The organism is Chroococcidiopsis thermalis PCC 7203 (assembly GCF_000317125.1).
Lineage (GTDB): Bacteria > Cyanobacteriota > Cyanobacteriia > Cyanobacteriales > Chroococcidiopsidaceae > Chroococcidiopsis > Chroococcidiopsis thermalis.
The window spans coordinates 971,265-990,728 of the sequence record NC_019695.1 but is presented as its reverse complement, the minus strand read 5'-3'; the positions used below and the strand labels follow the sequence as shown (position 1 = coordinate 990,728).

Sequence of the window (19,464 nt, the reverse complement as noted above, 5' to 3'; positions counted from 1 at the left end):
CGAAAACCTTAAATTAAGCTTCAAGTTGGCTTAAAGTTTTTTTTACTTGTACTCGTACCACGAACCACGCACCACTATTCCTCAGAATACAACGGCAGCTCGACGATAAAACAAGCGCCACCCCTTGGCTGGTTAAACGCCATAATCGTACCGCCGTGGGCTTCTACGATCGCCCTGGTAATTGCTAAACCCAGCCCCGTACCTTGCTGCTGACCGCAATGAAACCGTTCAAAGATGTGTTCTAGCAGATCGGAAGGAATGCCCCGACCCGTATCGGCAATTTCAATCCATGCCGAGTTGCCAATGACTTTTAGACGCAGATCGATGCGCGTCTGTTCGGGAGTATGGCGGATGGCGTTATCTAAAATATTGGACAAAACTTGTTCGATGCGGTCTGGATCTCCCAGTACTACGACTTTCTTAGGAATATAGCTCTGGAAAACTCGCTGTCCCATCATCAGGGAAAACTGAGCGGCAATTTCAGTACATAACTCCGATAAATTGACTGCTTGCATCTCAAAGGTTGCCGCGCGATCGCTGCGTACCAGTAATAACAAATCTCTGACTAGTCGCTCGGTACGGTTGATTTCGCGGCGCATCGCCCGCAGCAAGCGCGTGTTTTCTTCTGGAGTTGTTACCACTCCTCGCAGCAGCAGATCGGCATAGCCACCAATGACTGTCAGCGGTGTACGGAGTTCGTGCGATACATCCGCCAAAAACTGGCGCAACCTGTCTTCCGATTGCGTTTTAACGGCTAGGGCGCTTTGCAGTCGATCGACCATTTCATCAAACGAGCGAGCCAGTTGACCGATTTCATTCATACCTGGCTTGAGGTTGCTCCGCTGAGATAAATCGCCTTGGGCAATCCGATAGGCTACAACAGCCATGTACTCCAGCGGGCGCAAATTGCTGCGTACCATGAGAAAAATAGCGATGACAGCGATCGTTAACAAGATCAGACAAGCTACAACGGTAGAAAGTACGTGCTGACGTACCAATTGATAGCTGCTCTCTAGCGACGTACTCAGCACCGCTACACCCAGCGGCGTTTGGCGCGGGGGAATCGGCACGAGCGCCACCAAGATATCGCTGCCATTTCTATCTTTTATAATGTGGTCTTGCTTTAGCTCGCCTGCCAAAGCTGATGCATACCAATCTTTCGGTAACTGAGGCGCAGCTGGTTCGCCAATCGTGCTGTTGTGGCGACCGATCTCTCGACCGTAGCGATCGACAATTGACGCTCCTGTTTCAATTGAGCTGAGGTCTGTAGCAAGTCGATCGGCGATCGCTCGGAGTTTGTCATCATCAAATGACCGATTTAGTAGTTCGGTATCAATAACTGGCTTTGCCTGCGCTCGTAGGCGTAGACTTTCACGCTCGATCAAAAAGCTACGCAGGTTGTAGAGATCGTGGGTAAATAAAAACAGCAGTAAAGGCGCAATCAACGTCAGAGTGCTGAGCGTTAAGCGCCAGCGCAGTTTCATAAGCTGGTTTGGTTGTCTGTATTGATGGCAACTGCATCTAAATGTTGTTCAGATAAATGTTTTCCAGGCGGAACTTTTAACATATAGCCAATGCCACGCACAGTCCGAATTAAACCATGTGGATCGCGGTCTAACTTGTTTCGCAAATTGCTAATGTAAACTTCGATTACCGTTGTGTCACCGTAATAGTCATAGCCCCACACGCGATCGAGAATTGTTTGCCGCTCTAAAACGCGGTCGGGGTGCTGCATTAGCAGGTGTAACAGGTTAAACTCTTTACGAGTCAGTTCGACAGGTACGTCAGCACACCATACCTCTCTTGTATCTGGATTCAGGGCGATCGCTCCTGCGGTTAGTATATTGCTCGTTGGCGTTAAATGTCGCCGCAATGCAGCACGAATGCGGGCAAGCAATTCGGAAAAATGAAAGGGTTTAGTGAGATAATCGTCAGCTCCCAATTCTAAGCCTTTGATCTTGTCTGCCAAGTCGTCCCGCACCGTTAGCAGAATAATCAATACATCACTCTGCCGACGGATTTGACGACAGACATTAAAGCCATCTAGATCGGGCAAGTTTCCATCTAAGATGACAAGCTGTGGCGACCATGCGCTAGCTACATCAATCGCTGCATAGCCACGTTGAACCGATCGCACTTCAAACCCTTCGTAGCGCAAACCTAGTTCGATCGAGTCAATAATTGATTGTTCGTCGTCTACAACCAAGACTCGAATCGCTTGGTTGCTACCATCTCCCCGTTCCGGCTGGAAATGCTTTGGTTTTAGATTGTTCGATGCACCTGAGTTATTCATCATCTGAGTAGATAGATCTAGATTCCGATTGATGCAACTCGCCTGCGGTCATTTTTCTAATTTACCTGAAACCAACGATAACCGTAGCCAGAGATTTCGATGGAGTTAGAATGACAATCTATCTGTTCGTAGGGGCGATCGCTAAACACATCTAATAAATGCGGATCTTCTGCCGATTTCATGGTAATCGTGCGCGGCTGTGCGGATAGGTTGTGAATAGCGATGACTGTATTTCCATTTTGCTGAGAACTGTGAGCAAATACGCTTGGTTCATTTGTGGCGACGATTTTCCACTTACCAGAACCGAATTCTGGATATTGTTTGCGGGTGCGAATCGCTCGTTCCATCCAGCTAAGAATTGAATTAGGGTCGCGCTGTTGGGAAGTTACATTTAGCTTCTGGTAGCCGTACTCTCCCGTGTCGATCGCCGGACGCGCTAATTTGTCTGCTGGTGCAGACGAGAACCCACCATTTGCTTTACTTGACCATTGCATTACCGTGCGAACGCTGCCGCGACCCTCTAAAGAGAGATCGTCACCCATGCCAATTTCTTCGCCATAACGCAGCATTGGCGTACCAGGTAGAGTTAATAACAGACTGTAGACTAGTTCTACTCGCTGGCGATCGCCCTCTAGCATGGGTGGTAGCCTGCGCCGAACTCCGCGCCCCCACATCTGCATATTTTCTTCAGGAGCAAAAGCTTGAAAGATTTCCTGAATTTCAGATTCTTGCAGGCGATCGAGCGTTAATTCGTCATGGTGGCGAACGAAGTTGAGCCACTGACAGGTATGGTGAGCGTCGGGTAATATCTTCAGTCCCTCAACCAGAGTCGCCGCATCTTGCCGCGCCAGCGCCAAAAACATATGCTGGTTTAACAGAAAACTGAATAGCATCTGCATTTTGTCGCCATTGCCAAAATAAACCCCAATTTGGTCGGCATCGACATTAGCTTCAGCAAGTAAAATAGCATCAGCTCGCCGCGAAACAAGAAACTCTCGCATTTCAATCAAGAAACCTTCCAAATCTTCCGGCTTTGCGTCTGGAATGCCAATTCCTTGAATTAAAAAAGGTGCAGCATCAATCCGAAAGCCAGAGACTCCTAATTCCAACCAGAAGCCCATAATTTTACAAATTTCTTCCCTCACGGCTGGGTTGGCGATATTTAAATCTGGCTGTTCTTTGTAAAAGTGGTGTAAGTAATACGCTCCTGCTTTATCGTCGTAATCCCAAAGGCTATCTTCCACATCGGGAAAAGCAATGTGCTTGGGGTCAGCTGGCGGCGGATTATCCGACCATACGTAGTAGTTGCGGTATTTAGAGTTGCGATCGCTCCTAGCCTCTTGAAACCAAGGATGCGCGATCGATGTATGGTTGACGACAAGATCGACTATAACTCTAATTCCCCGTTCCCGCGCCTTGTGCATGAATTCGACAAAATCGCCCAACGTCCCCAACCGGGGATCGACACCGTAATAATCCATTACGTCATAACCGTTATCGCGGTTGGGCGAGGGATAAAATGGTAACAACCACAAGCAAGTGATTCCCAGCCCTGCAAGATAATCTAGTTTTTGAGTCAGTCCTGGAAAATCGCCTACTCCATCGCCGTCCGAGTCCATAAATGTCTCGACATCGAGAGAATAGACAATCGCGTTTTTGTACCAAAGATTTTGCATGGTAATGGGTAATGGGTAACTTTGTAGAGACGTTACTTTGTAGAGACGTTACATGTAACGTCTCTACACTGGTCGCCGATCGCTGTTAATCGTCGTCATCCCCTTGGAGTCTGGCAATGCGATCGCTGGTGGCTGGGTGGGTACTTAAAAAAGCTGGTATTGAAGATTGGTTGCGTAATTTTTCTAGAAAGGCAATCATTTGATTTCGATCGTAGCCAGCTCGCTGCATATTCTCAAATCCCAGCCGATCTGCTTCAAATTCTGCTTGACGGCTGCGCGGACGGCGCACGCCGAGTTCAACTCCCAAGGCTATGACTTTGTTGCGATCGACTCCTGCTGCATTTGCTAACCCTTGAGCGATCGCAGTTTGTCGCATTTGCTCTACTGTATGACGCGCTGCAATATGTCCGATTTCGTGTGCCAATACGCCAGCGAGTTGCGCTTCGTTGTCTACAGCTTCTAGTAAGCCTGTGGTTACGTAAACAAAACCCCCAGCGGTGGCAAAAGCATTGATGCTTTTATCCTTTACCACTTGAAAGGTATAGGGAATATCGGGACGAGAGCTAGTTTGAGCTAATTTTTGACCGATGCGATTGACTTTATCGTTTAAGGCGCGATCGCGCACGGGTTGAAATTGAGTGCTAAGGAGTTGTTGGTTAATTTGCTTGCCTAACTCTACTTCATCTCGGTCAGAAATCCTGTAGAGTTGGACGACTTGCGCTCCTTGCTGGAATAATTCTGCCCACGGAACCGACAAAGCTACTTCGGGGCTACCTGCACTTATACTTAATGCAGCCATCGAACCAAGTACTGGATAATACCAAGTACGGCAAGTACGGCGAGCGAATTTAGAAATTGCAATCATGCGTGAATTGGGAGAAACAGCCACCGTACCAAACCTCCAAGCAACTTATCACTAACGATCGCCTCTTTGTCACTATTTGTAGATTTTGTGGTTTTCTTGTCTGCGTGTCATCCTACTACTTATAGAGTTTTAAGCGCGTGGTGCGCTCAGGCGTGGTGCGCTCAGGCGTGGTGAGAAAGCTACAACCCTCTCACTAACTACCAACTACCAACTACCCATGAACGCTTTATTTATTTCTCTTAGCTTAAATGCTCTGGCTTTAACGTTAGCAATATTATTTGTCGCTAAAAAAGGAGGCGTTTCTTATTTACGAACGAAACTTTCAAGGTCTGCTCGAAACCGCGATCGCCTTCGTCTTCAAGTTGCCAATCCGGTCTATTACTTGCAAAGAGTTAGCCAGTTTCAACTTGCACCAATATCCAATTCAGACATCGTATTTTTGGGAGATAGTATTACTGATGAATGCGAATGGTCTGAGTTGTTAGAAAATCCTCATGTTAAAAATCGCGGCATCTCTGGCGATACTACTATGGGAGTGTTAAATCGTCTTGAGGACATTGTGAGTTCTCAGCCAGCCAAAATTTTCATAATGATTGGAATTAACAATTTTATTCATTACCAGCAATCGGCAGTAGAAATTTTGGTGGATTATCAAAAGATAATCGTTGAGATATGCGATCGCAGTCCTCAGACTGAAATCTTCATTCAAAGTGTTTTGCCAATCAATCGGGCTAAATCTGGTTTGCATGTCAGCGATCGCGAGATCTTACAATTAAATTCTGCTCTCCAAAAACTAGCAACAGAATATTCACTCACCTATATCGATTTATATTCTTATCTCTCGGACGAACAGCATCAACTAAAAGAATGTTACACGCTAGATGGAGTGCATTTAAACGGTCAGGCTTACTTGATTTGGAAGCATGTTATAGAAAAATATATGTAACAGATAAACTAATTGTAAATATGCTACCTTCACCTAAACTTCAGAGCGAGTCCAACTACCTACTTCTGCATCAGTTAAAGGTTTCTCCAATTTGGCATACTCAGCTTGGGCTGCACGTAACCAGTGTTTCATCTGCACGGATTCCCTTGTTCATCTTCCTACTAGCTCATTAAGAGAAAACTAATACCATTTCACTAAAACTATGCTACAGAAGATCCCCCCTAGCCCCCCTTGATAAGGGCAGGGCTGATCTATTGAAAAAAGGAAAATAGACGACTCAGATCGTGAGCTAAATGACGCATCCCTTGGGTAATTGAGTCAAAACCATTGAAGCGGAAGAGATTGAGTGCAATGGTTCGCACAATGGCAAAATTGACAGGGGCATGACCATCACATCAGGGAGAGCAATCTTCGTGAAGTACTACATCTTTAATCCAGTGGAGGCGATTTTCAATCTGCCAGTGAGAACGAATCAGTCGTGCAAATCCTGTCGCATCAATTGCCAGAGAACTGACGATCGAACATTGTTTCACTAAACGGCTGATTTGCCCTTGTGCCAGTACGTTCGACTCGAATCATCCGTTGTATTCCCAGCCATTGCGGTTCGATCCCAGCAATTGTGTCCAAAACGCTCACCTTCCTTTGGGTGTATCGGTCGCGGCATTGTTCGATGTGGAGATTTACACTCAAGGGGGGAATTGGCTCAAATTGAGTCCTCAAATACGCCAGTAAATTTGGTTGGTTAGCTTTGACGGCAATCACATAGTCATTTTCACTACTGATGATTTGCCCGACTGTTTTTTTGGGTGTGTAGTGCATCTAAACTGAAGCACACACCCTTGAGTTGTAGCTTGTCCAACAACATCTCCACTGTTTTGATTTCACCCTTTTGATGATTTCTCATTGATTCTAAGCCTACCACCACACCTTGAGCCACACTCAAAGCAGATACTACACTGACAAAATCTTGATAAGCAGAGTCGTAATCGCTCAGGCTGGCTTTGATGCTCTTGCCATCGATGGCAATTTGCTCTAAGGGCATTAGTGTAAATGTCTCTTGTGCCCAGGCATTGAACGCCTCAGTTAGAGACACAAAATCCACCCGCACCATGACTCGCCGAATCGTCGAGCTTGCTTGGTAGTCGTTGGTTCGGCAATTTCAACAACTCTAACAACAGTGATTGGTGGCGTGACACGAAGTCTGCTAGCGGACGATATCCATTGCAACCGCTCATCGTGCCCATAATCACCAACACTAACACTACCCACAACGGATAACGCGGTTGTGTACGAAAATCCCGTACTCTTTGCAGATGCTCAATCAAACTCATCAGACCGAGTATGCAATTAAACTACTCCTCCATTATTTATTTTCTTCCCTCAATAGATCAGCCCTGCTTGATAAGGGGGGTTGGGGGATCTCTTTTGTCGTAGTCAAAGAGTAAATTGGTATTAGTTGCTGTCAAAACTCTGCAACACTTGGGAGAAGAAGATGCGATCGATGCTTTGATAACTGCTTTGCAAGACGAAAGTACTGCCGTGCAAAAAATTGCGATCGAGGCACTGTGGGAAATTGCCAATCCTATTGTAGTTCCCGCTTTAATACCATGTCTTGCTTCACCTGACGCAGAAATTCGTAGCGAAGCACGATCGGCGTTAGGCGAGTTAGTTGCTTCCGAACATCTACAACTTTTACTAGATTCCCTACAACAAGAAAACTTCCATCTCCAATCCAACATCCTGATTCTTTTACGCAAAATCCATGATGCTCAATGTTTACCTGCGATCGTCAAATTCTTCAAGTCAGAAAATCCCGAACTGCGAGAGGCGGCGGTAACGACTTTATCTTATCTAAACCAAGTTCAACGTTGTCCGCCAGTCCTAAAGCTGATGCAAGATTCTGATGGCAGTGTAAGACGTGCGACAGCTTTAACGTTGGGTCACTTGGCTGATGAAGAAGCGATCGCATTATTGACGCAAGCACTCACTACCGATCCAGATTGGCAAGTGCGTCGCAATGCCGCAAAATCGATCTTTATTCATGCTAAACCATCAATAATTTTTGCTGTCGAAAAAGCACTTAGAGACGAACACTGGCAAGTGCGAAAATCTGCCATACAGGTATTGCAGAAAATCCCTGATACTAGGTTGTTATCTACTTTGATTCAAACATTAGCGGATGAATATTCAGATGTGAGAAAAGAAGCGGCGATCGCCCTTGGTAATTTGGGTAATTCTGATGCCATAAGCGCCCTGCAACAAGCATTAGACGATTGCGATCGGGAAGTGACCATACAAGCTCAACGAGCCATTGAGAAAATTACTTTATCTAACCGATTGGTTAGATAAATTCAAATTGTACAATTGCATTGTTAGACCAGTGAAACCGTTTCGCCATTTGCTATCTCTTGCCGTACCATATGAGCCAACCGATCCCACTGTTCGTCAGTCGTTGCTTCAAATCAAGCTGACCATGCTTGTTCATCCTTCAATTCAGCCATCAGACGGGACGCGATCGCATCTTGCTGCTCGGCAGGAAGTTTTTCGATCTCTGAAATAACTTGTCGGAGTAGCTCAGTCATAATCTTAAGGAAAAAAGTTACTACTATAGATTGTTCTCTAATTCTACTTGAGCCTTAAGCAAATAGCTTACAAAATGCTTTACTTATAGTTAGATAACATCCCCTTTACCACCCATAAGCAGAATTCGTTGCGATTGTAAAGCATCCAAAGAAGCAGCGATCGCTCTTGGTGATTTGAATCATTTCAATGGTCTTGGTCTCTTTCGATAAGCATGAGATAATTGCGAGCGGGAAGTGAGTATACAAGCTCAACAAGGCATTGAGGAGATTAGTTTAGACAAGCTGATGAATAGCTTGAATTCAGATTTTATATTGCTACTTAATACTTGTACAATCAAGTATGAAATAATAAAGATTTTTGTCCATAATAAAGTTATATAAACAGGTCTGAATTCATTTCTCTTAAAATTAATAGCAAAAATCACTAGTGGTGATGCATATATATTATTGCCATTGTGAATCAATTGAATTCTCAATATCTTGGCACTTTTTTATATTTCTAAACAAATTAGCTAGGTATGACTCTGGATACTTTTCACTTATTGCATTTGCAGTAAGATCAATTATGCGAATAGTGAACTCTGAAACCTTGCTTAGAAGATTTTGTATATCTTTTCTGGGATCGTCGAGATTGTCAAAAGGAAGATACCGAAATACTTGCCGAGCTAAGAACCTATTGCCATGAACAGGTATCATCGTTTCTCGTCCCTGCCGATTTTTCCGTTCAGCTTTCAGTTGATCCTCTATCGCACGATGAATCTGTACAAGTTTCCACAGCTTAATACTAGAAAGACTTGGATTGAACAGAGCCTTATATGGTGCTTTAGAGACATCCTCATAGAGTAAGCTAACTTTACCTTTTGCCTGTACTGCATAAGCAAGCTCAGAATGAGCACACGCAACAGCCACGATTGCTTCTGAAAAATCAAAACCACTTCTGCTATCATGAACGGTGTAGCCAGCCTTGTAAATATATTCGATCCCTTCCAGTTGCAACTCAGTTCGTATACGCTCTTGATTTTCGGTATCGAGGGAGACAAAATCACGACTATCAATACGGTTCTGAGTATTTGTTGTCCGCGTAACACGTATAGCAAAATCTTCTGGACAACTTTCAAGTGAAATGAATCGAATTAACACAGATGCTTTTGCAACTTGGTCAGCTGATTTTGCGTTTGCGGTCGCAATAGCTCCTACGGTTTGCGCTCCGTTTACAATGCTTACATCAAGACATTCAAACACGCCTGTCTCATGAGTATTACCTCCTAGTGGTTTCTTCCGAATCTTACTACATAGTGCTGTTATGCCATTGTTAAAGTACCAGAACTTTTCTGGTTCTGATAATAAGGTTTCAACAATACTTTGGTTAATCTCCGTTTCACCCAAAAACGAACGTATATTCGGCATAAAAAGTTTTGGATAATATCTATTCCACCAATCAGCAACTTCAGTTGCCGATACAAGACCGTAATACGCTGAAAAAGGATCTCTCATCTGTCCCCAGTCCTTGAGCACTACATCAAAATTAATTGGTGCGCCTAAAGTGCCACTAGCAACAATCCCATGTAAGTTACCTTGCCTAAAAACTCTTAATTCCACAACTTCTGAAGGATCGTTCATATCTTTCAGAAAATCATTGAAATCACGCGAAATATCCTGACTCAATGTTGCTTGACCAGTATAAGCAACTAAAAGAACGATTCGGGTATTTGCAAGCGATAATGCATCTAGGATTTCGACTGAGCGATTTTTAATTTTGTCGTTAAAGCGATTAAATTCTGCATTAATAAGATCTTTGATACCAGTAATAAATTTTAGAGCATCTCCACGTTCAATACTACCTGTACCATCATGCCGCCACTTAGATTGAACAACAAAAAGAACCTTTTCACGATTATCAAAATAAACCGCGTCAATCCCGTTATCATGAAAACCATCAGTTATGCACAATGCAGCTTGTTCTGGGGTTATGTCAGTAGCAACTGAAATTGCGAATGCAGCAAGCGCACGAGTTAAGAAAGCAGAATCTTGCTCAATTTGTGGTTTACATACATAATCACTGAGGTCAATTGAATTAGCGAACAGCGATCTTAGCTTTGCTTCAATCTGACGAACATGAATAATACTCATGAAAACTCTATAGATGCTTGGAAGCTGTAAGTTAGCAAGTATATTTTAAATATTTTATATCTAATGTTTCCTGCTTTACAGGCAACTAGAAGGAAAAAGTTTTTCAAATATTAACTTCTAGCAAGATTTATAAGCTGAAATTTTTAACATATCTTTACTATGTAAAGAAAAAATCTGCACAGCAATCTTCAACAAAAGCAAAGGTTAAAAGTTTCAGCCTATCGCCTCTAAAAAGGTAAATCCAAGCGCGATCGCTTCTACAACATCCGTTCTATCTTTAAAAGCGATCGCCCTTCATTTCAAGTCTTAAATTGCTCATCCACTGGAATTTGATAGCCATTAGCAAGGCGATTGGTCGTATTTGCAGTAGCGACAATTGCCATTAATTCACCAAACATATTATCGCTCATTCCCTTAGCATATGCTGCCGAAGTATGAGATGCGATGCAGTATTCGCAACCATTAGTTACGCTTACAGCTATATAAATTAATTCACGCATCAGTGGATCGATTTCCCCAGGAATAGTCATTACCTCCCTTACTGTCTGCCAAGTGCGTTGTAAAGTTGGTGGATGGTTTGCTAATGCTTTCCAAAAGTTATTAATCTCATCAGTTTTACGAGTAGCACGGATGTCATCGTATACAGCACGTACTTCATCGCTACTATCTTCGTATTCAATCAACTGAGTCATATGTCGATGGAAATGAGTTTCTCTTTTTGTAATTGCAATAGTAGTATCTAGTAGCGCAAACGAGCAGATGCTCGATCCCTTTCAATTTCTGCGATTGCTTGCTTTATGCATAATACTATTAATCGATTAAGTTACCGTATTATAATTAAAGGAATGCAAATATAGTCTGAATGATTTGTATGGCTAGTATATGCTAATCAAGGGGTGCAACGCGAAAAAGTGGGATTAAGCTGGATAAAGCCTAGCTGTTAAAATGGAGTCGCAAAAAGTTGACCAAGTTCTTGCAGCCCATTGGCAACGTGCGTGCAATATCGCTTCTGCATTTCCCTGTAACCAGAATTTGCCATTACCTTTGAGCCGAATGGCACTAAGATAAGGCGAAATCCTTGAAGGATAGAGACTTGGGCAAAATGGCTTGCTCGTGGGGGTTAAGAAATTAAGAGCAGCATTGGACAAGCAGCTTGATTGTTGACGCAACGGTGATGCAGGTATCTGCTAAAAAATTATTCTGAATGTAGAAAAAGCTTCCAACTCCGGTAAAAAAGAAATGGACGATTGGAAGCGAATATGACTATTACTACTGTGCCAAATCGAGTGAAAATTCTCAAGGATAAATTCACGCAAAGCTTGGGACTACCATTCCAAGAACTGTTACCAGAGTCGGAAATCCAGAGAATCATTGAGGAGCTACAAATTAAATATCGTCGTCGATTATTCGACCCATTTGTAACTTTGTGGGCATTTCTCTCTCAAGTTTTGGATGTTGATAAAAGTTGCCATAACGCTGTGAGCAGAATAATTGCTTATTTGGTCAATGAAAAAGTAGAACTTCCTTCAACTGATACAAGTGCTTACTGTCAAGCACGTTCGAGATTACCGGAAGAATTATTGCAGAAACTGTTCGGGAAAGTGGCACAAGATTTATCAGAGAAAGTGACAACAGAATATTTGTGGTGTGGTCGTCATGTGAAAGTAATAGACGGTTCCACCGTCTCAATGCCTGACACTGTAGAGAACCAAAAAGCTTATCCTCAATCAAAAAGTCAAAAGCCTGGATGTGGGTTCCCCATTGCTAAAATTGGTGTGATGTTTAGTCTAGTTACAGGTGCTGCTCTAGCAATAGCTATCAATGTTTTACACACTCACGATCTCCAATTAGCTAGGCAGTTGTACCAATTTCTCAATCCCTTAGATGTACTTTTAGGGGATAGGGCTTTTTGTGCTTATGCCGATTTGGTTTCGATTAAAAATCTTGAATGTGATGTAGTTTTTCGGAAGCATCAGTCCCGAAAAACATCCATGCAAAGAGGAAGAATTACTGGAGAAAGCGATAAGTTGGTGATTTGGTACAAACCCCGAAAATGCCCACAAGGATTAAGTGAGAATGCATTCGCTGCTCTTCCTTCAACTCTGGTTGTCCGAGAGATTTATTACTACATTATTATCCCTGGTTTTCGGACTCAACAAATTAGTTTAATCACAACTTTATTGGATGCAAAAATTTATCCTACTTTGGAACTTGTGCGGCTTTATGGCTTGAGATGGGATGTTGAAGTAAATTTAAAACATCTCAAGTCTACTTTAGGCATGGACGTTCTACGCTGTAAAACTCCTCCAATGATCCGCAAAGAGCTTTATGTCTATTTACTTGCTTACAATCTGCTACGTACTTTAATGTGGCAAGCTAGTACAACTTACGGTGTACCACCAGTACGCTTATCATTACAAGGAACTCGTCAACACTTGAATCATTTTATCCCACAAATGTTAGCTATCTCTGGGGTAAAACGCCATCACATCTATCAAACTTTACTCAAGGTTATTGTTCACAAATCAGTTCCCACTCGCCCTGGTCGGGCTGAACCCAGAGTGAGAAAGCGTCGTCCCAAAGCTTATCCCTTGATGAAAAATCCCAGACATGAGTTACGCAGACAATTGCAAACTGCTTGAGCCATGAGTGTTTCAGCTTAACTTAGTGCCATTCACCTTTGAGCCTTTGGTTAACCACTTGGCGGATTAAACTTTCAATTGCGCCGCTGCCAATAGGCATCTTCATCGCTGCCACTTGAGAATAGCTCAACCGCCCTTGTTGATGAAATTTAGTGAAATACTGAATCTCGGATATCGTAGTCGATCCGCGCTCGCCACAGCTCTTTTGACTCAAAGCCTGCATTTGAGCAAGTAAATCAGCTGATTGTCCGCGTTTGAGTGTAGAACGAGCTGGCTTAAACCAGACTCGTTGTTCTCTTGGCTGGGTAAAAGCAGCATCAGCAAACATGTGTAAATGTTCTGTGGCGTGGTAGAAGTCGAGTAGACCGTGTGTTGATTCTTGTGGACAACCGAGACGTTGCAGTAGTGGTGGGATATGTTTCCAGATCCATTCAGCCCCATCTGCAATTAATACTACTTGAGATGCCAAATTTATTCCTAGTCGTACCAAATGCATTTCTAATAGTTCCAGAAAGGGTTGAAGCTTGCCATAAGTCCCATCGTTAGTCACAGAAATTTCAGCGGTATTGACCCGTTTACCCAAGGAATCTACTACATAAATCGTCAATAATTTTGGTTCGCTCCACTCAGCTTTATAGCCATGTCGATGGGAATTGTGACGACGTTTACCCGTTTTGGCATTACGAATGCGAGTGCGTCCCCCATCAACGGAAATCACCACTCGATGGTCTTTCAACAGCGGCGTAATCGGTAATGTGCCTTGTTGCAAATGGAATATCCTTGAGCGACGCTGGCTTAAGCCCTGTTGATTGAAATGGTAGGTTAAACGCTCAACTCGCCTCATGCTGATGCTAATGCCCCAATTTTGAAGCGAGTCGCGGGCGATTGCCAACGATCCACTTACTGTCCCCGTCTGCGCCACAGTAGACCAGATTAAAGGAGTAATACCTTCTTCCATACACAACCATCTCAACAGCGGACAAAACCCCTGCCCTCTTGTTTTTCGGCATTTGGAGTGTAGTTGATTTGACCGTTCTACCACATATGGTAACCGCAGAGATACCACAACGTTACCTAAACATAGTACTTGCCGCTCAACTCGCCCATTCCCCTGACTTTTCGGGTGTCGCCATCCCTGTGTTTGTTTTTTCGCCGTCTTCATTGCTTCGGGTGACTCTGAGAGATTGTGTAACAGCAAGGCGATACATTGTCCCGCTAGCTCAAGCGCCGCTTGTCTAATTTTCTGTTCTCGGTCACGAAGAGTTCGCCCATCCCACCGTGACACACTATCGAGTCACAGTTCAGCGGCAATTGTCTTCTCAAAGCTTTCAAGGCATTTCGCTAAATCTAGTGTTGCAGGTATAGTGTTATTGCAATTCATGGTAGGAACTCCTGGCTGCTTGGGCCTTGCCCAAACATCTTGCCCAGGCATCCTACTTTTTTTTGTGCTTTTCACGCTACCCTACCCAATCCCACTTTTTTGCGTTGCGCCCCTAATCAATAATCAAGTTAGTCTAACAATGCGCTGGAGCGGACGGACAAGAAATCTTGGTTGTGATGCTAAGTTTTTGCCGCCGCTCACTTTTGCTCTGAGTTAGACATAGAAAAGTGGATAAACGCAATGATGAGTTCATGCGCTCATCACTCGCCAACCTTGCTAGCTGGGGCAAGCTCGGACAAGGATGCTCTAGGGTGGCGATCGCGTAATCTGTAGGTATGATTTTGAATTCTAGAGGAGCAATTTATGACGTTAGCTGAGGTACTTCTTGCTGCATGGCGGCTTTCCGCAGCAGAAAAACTTCAACTGATTCGGATTTTAGCAGAAGATTTGGATGTAGCTGAGGAGATCTCGCCGTTAGAACCTTTCAAAACTTATGACTTGCCAACTCCATACGATAGTTTTGGGGCTGGTGCAGTTCTAGTAGAAGCACTCAAGCAGTCAAACCAATTTTTTTCTTGAATTCGACGTTTGCTTTTACCGTTCCAAGTTGGAGTTTGAAGTCAAACCGAAATCGCAAACACCAGGCTAAAAGTTATACGAGATCGCAGTCTAGAGGTTAGCTGCGATCGCGACTTAAAAAGATCCCATTGTAACAATTAGAATTTAGTCAGTAGGGTTTCTAGCTTACCAGGATTCATAAAATTCTGGAAGGTTGTCAAGCATTCCTTTGACTCGCTATTCTTCAGACAGAAACGGATAATTGGAGAAAACTCAAATGGCAACCAACCCTTCTCTAGAGGAACGGCTTGCAGCAGTAGAAGCCGCGATCGCTGATTTGCAAAAGCAAGTTGCAGCTCCTCAACCGACAAATTGGCTGCAACAAATAACAGGGTCTTTTAAGGATGAACCTGCCTTTGACGAGGTGCTTGCTTATGGTCGAGCCATTCGTCAAGGCGATGAATCTATCCTCGAAGTGCAAGACGAGGCATGAAATACTTATTGGATACAGACCATTTAAGCATTCTTCAGCGACAAGCAGGGCAGGATTATATCAACCTTTCGACACACATGGCTCGCCACCCATTATCAGATTTTGCTGTATCGACTGTGACGTTTCACGAACAGATACTTGGCAGCCATGCTTATATTAATCGCGCTCGTAATCTGAATGATGTAGTGAAGGGGTATGCAATGATGGCGCGGCTGGTCAGCGACTTCAAAGTTTTACCTCTTGTCTCATTCGATACAGGTGCAGCTATGGCATTCGAGCGATTACAGTCGCAGCGGATTCAAATAGCAAAAATGGATGCACGGATCGCAGCCATTGCCCTATTCCGTCGGTTGATTTTGTTAACCCGTAATTATCGAGATTTTGGCAAGGTAGCAGGGTTATCAATCGAAGATTGGACAGTTTGAAGCACCAGAATAAATAGTCGTATCGATTGCGGTGTAGCAATAATTGCATTTTTCTACTTACTTTGTGACAGCGCCAGAATCTTCAAACACCTGCTTGAGCAGAGCCAAACCCGTATCAATTTGGCTAATTTGCTCCTCGCTCAATGAGTCGAGTAAATCGGCAATGTAAGCCCGCGTTTGTTCCCGCGCTTTGTGGAGATGCTCTTTGCCCGCTTGAGTTAGCTTTAATTCCACTCGTCGCCGCTCTTGGGGATGGTCGCAGCGATGGACGAAATTCTGCTGTACCAGTCGTTCGGTATTAGCAGAAGCAGTCGCACGGGTGACACCTAAATGCTCGGCAAGTTCGGATAAGGATGCCCCAGGATTGCGATCGAGAAACGCTAAAGTGCGGAATTGGGGAACGGACATATCAGTAGCATTAATTGCACGCATATCTGCCCGAATAAAACGCATGACCAAGGGAACAGCTTCCATGACTCTCGCTGCACACTGTTGAGATTTTTTTCGAGTTGATTTGGGCGATCGCATCTGATTTACTACTGTTCCAGACATGAGTGTGGCTACGTATAGAGCCGTTACTATACTGTAGCTGTAATAACGCACCCATCTCTATTTTCATGCCAGCGACAGTAAGAAGGCGATCGCGATCGCATTTACATTCCCAGTTGTGGATACAGCCGCGCACAAATAACAGTTAGCACTGTCACCACAAATAGCAAAATCGCGCAATCCCAACCAAACCCATAAGCGGTAGTGCTATTTGCCAACATTACGCCACGCAACGCATCCACTTGATACGTGAGTGGATTGAAATGGGAAAGCACCTGCAACCAAGGTGGCATCAGGGAAATCGGATAAATCGCATTACTGGCAAAAAATAGCGGCATCGACATTAGTTGTCCCAATCCGCCAAAGCGTTCGCGAGATTTCACCAAGCAACCAACAATTAAAGAAAAGATCGAAAAACAAGCAGATCCCAATAAGATAACCAGAATCGCAGCCGCGATCGCTAGTGGATTTAAATTTAGTTGCACTCCCAACAAGAACGACAAAATATAGACAAACACTGCCTGAGACAAGCTACGTACCCCAGTTGCTAAAGCTTTGCCCAATACCATTGCAGCGCGGGGCGTGGGACTAACTAAAAACTTATGTACGATGCCCAGATCTCGCTCCCAGATGATTGCCATGCCGCCGTTAAAAATGGCAACGAACAGAACGCTTTGCGCCAAAATTCCCGCCGCCAGAAAATCCAAATAGCGCAATTCTCCGGTCGGAATGCCGCGAATGCGAGTGAAGACTTGCCCGAAGATCAGCAACCAGAGGACAGGTTGAGCGGCTCGCAGAAATATATCGCTAGGATCGTGGCGCAGTTTTCGTACTTCTAGTTCGGTAATGACCAGAGTTTTGCGAATTAACTCGGCGATCGCCTCCATCCAAGGTTGTCGGGATACAGTGCCATCAGCCCAACCGTTTAGCTGTGCGGCGAATTTTTGAGGTTTCACGATAGTTAGCTCCTGAAGTGAGGCGATCGCCCGTGTAGTGGATAAATACGTCATCTAGCGTGGCGTTTTCACCCAAAGAGGCTTTGAGTTGAGCAGGCGTACCAACTGTAATTACCTTGCCGCCATGCAGAATTGCCACGCGATCGCACAACCGATCTGCTTCTTCTAAAAAGTGCGTTGTCAGTACAATCGTCGTCCCGCTTTCGTGCCGCAGTTGTTGCACCAGCTCCCAGACAGAACTACGAGCGATCGGGTCGAGTCCTACAGTCGGCTCGTCTAGAAACAACACTTGGGGTTTATGCAGAATAGATTGGGCAACTTCCAAGCGGCGGATCGTACCTCCAGAGTATTGACGCACGATTCGGTGCGCCACAGACTGTAAACCCATGAATTCTATAACATCGCGAATTCGCTGCTGGCGCTGCTTTGCGGGAATATCGTAGAGCTTGGCAAAAATCAGCAAATTTTCATATCCCGTCAGATCGGCATCGGCAGATAAGGCTTGAGGCACGTAGCCGATCGCCCGTCGCACAGCCGCCGCCTGTTGCCGCACGTCAAATCCCGCGATCGCTGCCTTGCCAGAACTCGGAGGTAGCAGCGTCGTCAGCATTTTAATTGCCGTACTCTTGCCCGCTCCGTTGGGTCCGAGCAAACCGAATACTTCACCAGGAGCAACAGAAATTGTTAGCTCGTCAACAGCCGTGAAGCTACCAAATCGACGAGTCAGGGCGCTTGTTGCCAAGATCGGTTCTGACTGCTCTTGCGATCGCCCAATACCTCCTGTCCATCCCATCAGTCCAGCGCCTCCATTAGTTAGACGATCTAAACGATCTTATTCTAACCACATAGTTAGATTATCTAACAATAAGAGTAGCTATGAATTTTATTAACGAGTAGACTTGAGTTTTGGCGGCAACTATGTCAAACTACAAATTAAAATACGGTAAGTTAATCGAGAAACAGCATTAATTACTGGACACGGATTTTGTTTGGTATCGTATGACTAACTAGATCCGAGGTAATCAGTGTGGGTGTCAGTCAGTCAGACTTAGATGGGCGATCGCCTACTGCTATTCCAGCTCCACAAGCGCAGTTATTACAAGAACGATATGGCGCTGCGTTTGAGTTCCAATTCAAAACTTGGAATGATAGTTTAGCCGTGCTATTGTCCCATCGCTCAGTCCGTAGTTACCTCTCTAAATCACTGCCCGCAGGCACATTGGAACTTTTAGTAGCAGCCGCGCAGTCTGCTTCCACCTCGTCCAATTTACAAACTTGGAGTGTCGTCGCCGTAGAAGATCGAGAACGTAAAGAGCGGCTCTCTCAACTTGCAGGGGGACAAGCACACATCCGTCAGTGTCCCCTGTTTCTAGTTTGGTTGGCAGATTTGGCACGTTTGACTCACATAGCCACACAACAGGAACAATCCCATGAGGGACTGAATTACTTGGAGATGTTCTTGATGGCGGTGGTAGATGCAAGTCTAGCAGCACAGAATGCCGCGATCGCTGCCGAATCGTTGGGGCTGGGTACAGTCTATATTGGTGCGATGCGGAATCATCCCGAAGCAGTTGCAACTCAACTAGGTTTACCAAAATCTGTTTTTGCCGTATTTGGCTTATGCGTAGGCTATCCCGATCCAGCTCAACCGACTGCTATCAAGCCACGTTTGCCGCAATCCGCCGTGTTGCACAAAGAGCAGTATAGCTTGGAAACACAAGAGCGGGCGATCGCCGATTACAACGACATCATGACAGATTTTTATGCCAGTCAGGGCATGGATGTAGCAGGCAACTGGTCGCAACATTCTGTCGAGCGCATTGCTACGGCTGAATCCTTACGCCATCGCGCTCGGCTACAGGAAGTCCTTCATCAACTGGGTTTTGAACTGCGTTAACTCGCTCCTAGAGACAGATGTTTTAGCGATTGGTGGTTAGCGCCTGCGCTGGCAATGGATGGGATTTATTA

At 44.7% G+C, this 19,464-nt stretch carries 20 protein-coding genes and 1 pseudogene; 7 read left to right on the top strand and 14 right to left on the bottom strand.

Features of this window, described 5'->3' with window-relative positions; translation table 11 throughout:
* Positions 1-74 precede the first annotated feature (74 nt).
* The 4 genes from CHRO_RS04335 to CHRO_RS04320 all read right to left on the bottom strand — a co-directional run bounded on the left by CHRO_RS04335 (position 75) and on the right by CHRO_RS04320 (position 4,858).
* Complete coding sequence (locus CHRO_RS04335; RefSeq protein ID WP_015152962.1) at positions 75-1,484, bottom strand: sensor histidine kinase; 1,410 nt, start codon at positions 1,482-1,484, stop codon at positions 75-77.
* Positions 1,481-2,296: a response regulator transcription factor gene (locus CHRO_RS04330; RefSeq protein ID WP_219336080.1), complete on the bottom strand. Its 816-nt coding sequence runs from the start codon at positions 2,294-2,296 to the stop codon at positions 1,481-1,483. Before CHRO_RS04330 ends, CHRO_RS04335 begins: the two co-directional genes overlap by 4 nt.
* A 53-nt stretch (positions 2,297-2,349) precedes the next feature.
* Entirely contained in the window at positions 2,350-3,969 is a 1,620-nt protein-coding gene (locus CHRO_RS04325; protein WP_015152960.1) for an alpha-amylase family protein, read from the bottom strand.
* An 85-nt stretch (positions 3,970-4,054) separates the two neighbouring features.
* Positions 4,055-4,858, bottom strand: coding sequence for a M48 family metallopeptidase (locus CHRO_RS04320; RefSeq protein WP_015152959.1), 804 nt, complete (start codon positions 4,856-4,858; stop codon positions 4,055-4,057).
* Between the two features lie 193 nt (positions 4,859-5,051).
* Between CHRO_RS04320 and CHRO_RS04315 the strand changes: the two genes are divergently transcribed.
* Positions 5,052-5,780 (top strand): GDSL-type esterase/lipase family protein, encoded by a 729-nt coding sequence (locus tag CHRO_RS04315; RefSeq protein WP_015152958.1) that lies wholly within the window; start codon positions 5,052-5,054, stop codon positions 5,778-5,780.
* Positions 5,781-6,275: 495 nt separating this feature from the next.
* Here CHRO_RS04315 and CHRO_RS31110 read toward each other — a convergent pair whose 3' ends face one another.
* The 3 genes from CHRO_RS31110 to CHRO_RS31100 are packed head-to-tail and all read right to left on the bottom strand — an operon-like array spanning position 6,276 to position 7,111.
* Complete coding sequence (locus tag CHRO_RS31110) at positions 6,276-6,542, bottom strand: hypothetical protein (RefSeq protein ID WP_051033162.1); 267 nt, start codon at positions 6,540-6,542, stop codon at positions 6,276-6,278.
* A gap of 13 nt (positions 6,543-6,555) precedes the next feature.
* Positions 6,556-6,891: a hypothetical protein gene (locus CHRO_RS31105; protein ID WP_051033159.1), complete on the bottom strand. Its 336-nt coding sequence runs from the start codon at positions 6,889-6,891 to the stop codon at positions 6,556-6,558.
* Positions 6,860-7,111, bottom strand: coding sequence for a transposase family protein (locus CHRO_RS31100; protein WP_084739136.1), 252 nt, complete (start codon positions 7,109-7,111; stop codon positions 6,860-6,862). Before CHRO_RS31100 ends, CHRO_RS31105 begins: the two co-directional genes overlap by 32 nt.
* A gap of 115 nt (positions 7,112-7,226) precedes the next feature.
* On the opposite strand from CHRO_RS31100, the gene CHRO_RS04300 reads away from it, so the two are divergent.
* The gene (locus tag CHRO_RS04300) at positions 7,227-8,129 is read left to right on the top strand and encodes a HEAT repeat domain-containing protein (protein WP_015152957.1); all 903 of its coding nucleotides are present in this window, start codon (positions 7,227-7,229) and stop codon (positions 8,127-8,129) included.
* 23 nt (positions 8,130-8,152) lie between these two features.
* Here the strand turns inward: CHRO_RS04300 and CHRO_RS34705 are convergent.
* The 3 genes and pseudogenes from CHRO_RS34705 to CHRO_RS04285 all read right to left on the bottom strand — a co-directional run bounded on the left by CHRO_RS34705 (position 8,153) and on the right by CHRO_RS04285 (position 11,184).
* A pseudogene (locus tag CHRO_RS34705) lies at positions 8,153-8,362 on the bottom strand (hypothetical protein).
* 444 nt (positions 8,363-8,806) lie between these two features.
* On the bottom strand, positions 8,807-10,492 hold the full coding sequence (locus CHRO_RS04290; RefSeq protein ID WP_015152956.1) for an AIPR family protein: 1,686 nt from the start codon (positions 10,490-10,492) through the stop codon (positions 8,807-8,809).
* 299 nt (positions 10,493-10,791) lie between these two features.
* The gene (locus CHRO_RS04285; protein ID WP_015152955.1) at positions 10,792-11,184 is read right to left on the bottom strand and encodes a carboxymuconolactone decarboxylase family protein; all 393 of its coding nucleotides are present in this window, start codon (positions 11,182-11,184) and stop codon (positions 10,792-10,794) included.
* Positions 11,185-11,751: 567 nt separating this feature from the next.
* Between CHRO_RS04285 and CHRO_RS04280 the strand changes: the two genes are divergently transcribed.
* A complete protein-coding gene (locus CHRO_RS04280; RefSeq protein WP_015152954.1) occupies positions 11,752-13,134 on the top strand; it encodes an IS4 family transposase in 1,383 nt (460 codons plus the stop codon).
* A 22-nt stretch (positions 13,135-13,156) separates the two neighbouring features.
* On the opposite strand, the gene CHRO_RS04275 is transcribed toward CHRO_RS04280, so the two are convergent.
* On the bottom strand, positions 13,157-14,419 hold the full coding sequence (locus CHRO_RS04275; RefSeq protein WP_015152953.1) for an ISLre2 family transposase: 1,263 nt from the start codon (positions 14,417-14,419) through the stop codon (positions 13,157-13,159).
* Between the two features lie 459 nt (positions 14,420-14,878).
* On the opposite strand from CHRO_RS04275, the gene CHRO_RS04270 reads away from it, so the two are divergent.
* From CHRO_RS04270 to CHRO_RS04260, 3 genes are all read left to right on the top strand, one after another.
* A complete protein-coding gene (locus tag CHRO_RS04270) occupies positions 14,879-15,094 on the top strand; it encodes a hypothetical protein (RefSeq protein ID WP_015152952.1) in 216 nt (71 codons plus the stop codon).
* A gap of 256 nt (positions 15,095-15,350) precedes the next feature.
* Complete coding sequence (locus tag CHRO_RS04265; protein WP_015152951.1) at positions 15,351-15,566, top strand: hypothetical protein; 216 nt, start codon at positions 15,351-15,353, stop codon at positions 15,564-15,566.
* A complete protein-coding gene (locus CHRO_RS04260; RefSeq protein WP_015152950.1) occupies positions 15,563-15,991 on the top strand; it encodes a type II toxin-antitoxin system VapC family toxin in 429 nt (142 codons plus the stop codon). Before CHRO_RS04265 ends, CHRO_RS04260 begins: the two co-directional genes overlap by 4 nt.
* A gap of 57 nt (positions 15,992-16,048) precedes the next feature.
* Here CHRO_RS04260 and CHRO_RS04255 read toward each other — a convergent pair whose 3' ends face one another.
* The 3 genes from CHRO_RS04255 to CHRO_RS04245 form a co-directional block, all read right to left on the bottom strand.
* Complete coding sequence (locus tag CHRO_RS04255; RefSeq protein ID WP_015152949.1) at positions 16,049-16,543, bottom strand: MarR family winged helix-turn-helix transcriptional regulator; 495 nt, start codon at positions 16,541-16,543, stop codon at positions 16,049-16,051.
* A 101-nt stretch (positions 16,544-16,644) separates the two neighbouring features.
* Positions 16,645-17,496, bottom strand: coding sequence for an ABC transporter permease (locus CHRO_RS04250; protein ID WP_015152948.1), 852 nt, complete (start codon positions 17,494-17,496; stop codon positions 16,645-16,647).
* Positions 17,453-18,289 (bottom strand): ABC transporter ATP-binding protein, encoded by an 837-nt coding sequence (locus CHRO_RS04245; protein ID WP_015152947.1) that lies wholly within the window; start codon positions 18,287-18,289, stop codon positions 17,453-17,455. Before CHRO_RS04245 ends, CHRO_RS04250 begins: the two co-directional genes overlap by 44 nt.
* A 279-nt stretch (positions 18,290-18,568) precedes the next feature.
* On the opposite strand from CHRO_RS04245, the gene CHRO_RS04240 reads away from it, so the two are divergent.
* The gene (locus CHRO_RS04240; protein ID WP_041462807.1) at positions 18,569-19,393 is read left to right on the top strand and encodes an NADPH-dependent oxidoreductase; all 825 of its coding nucleotides are present in this window, start codon (positions 18,569-18,571) and stop codon (positions 19,391-19,393) included.
* Positions 19,394-19,464 lie beyond the last annotated feature (71 nt).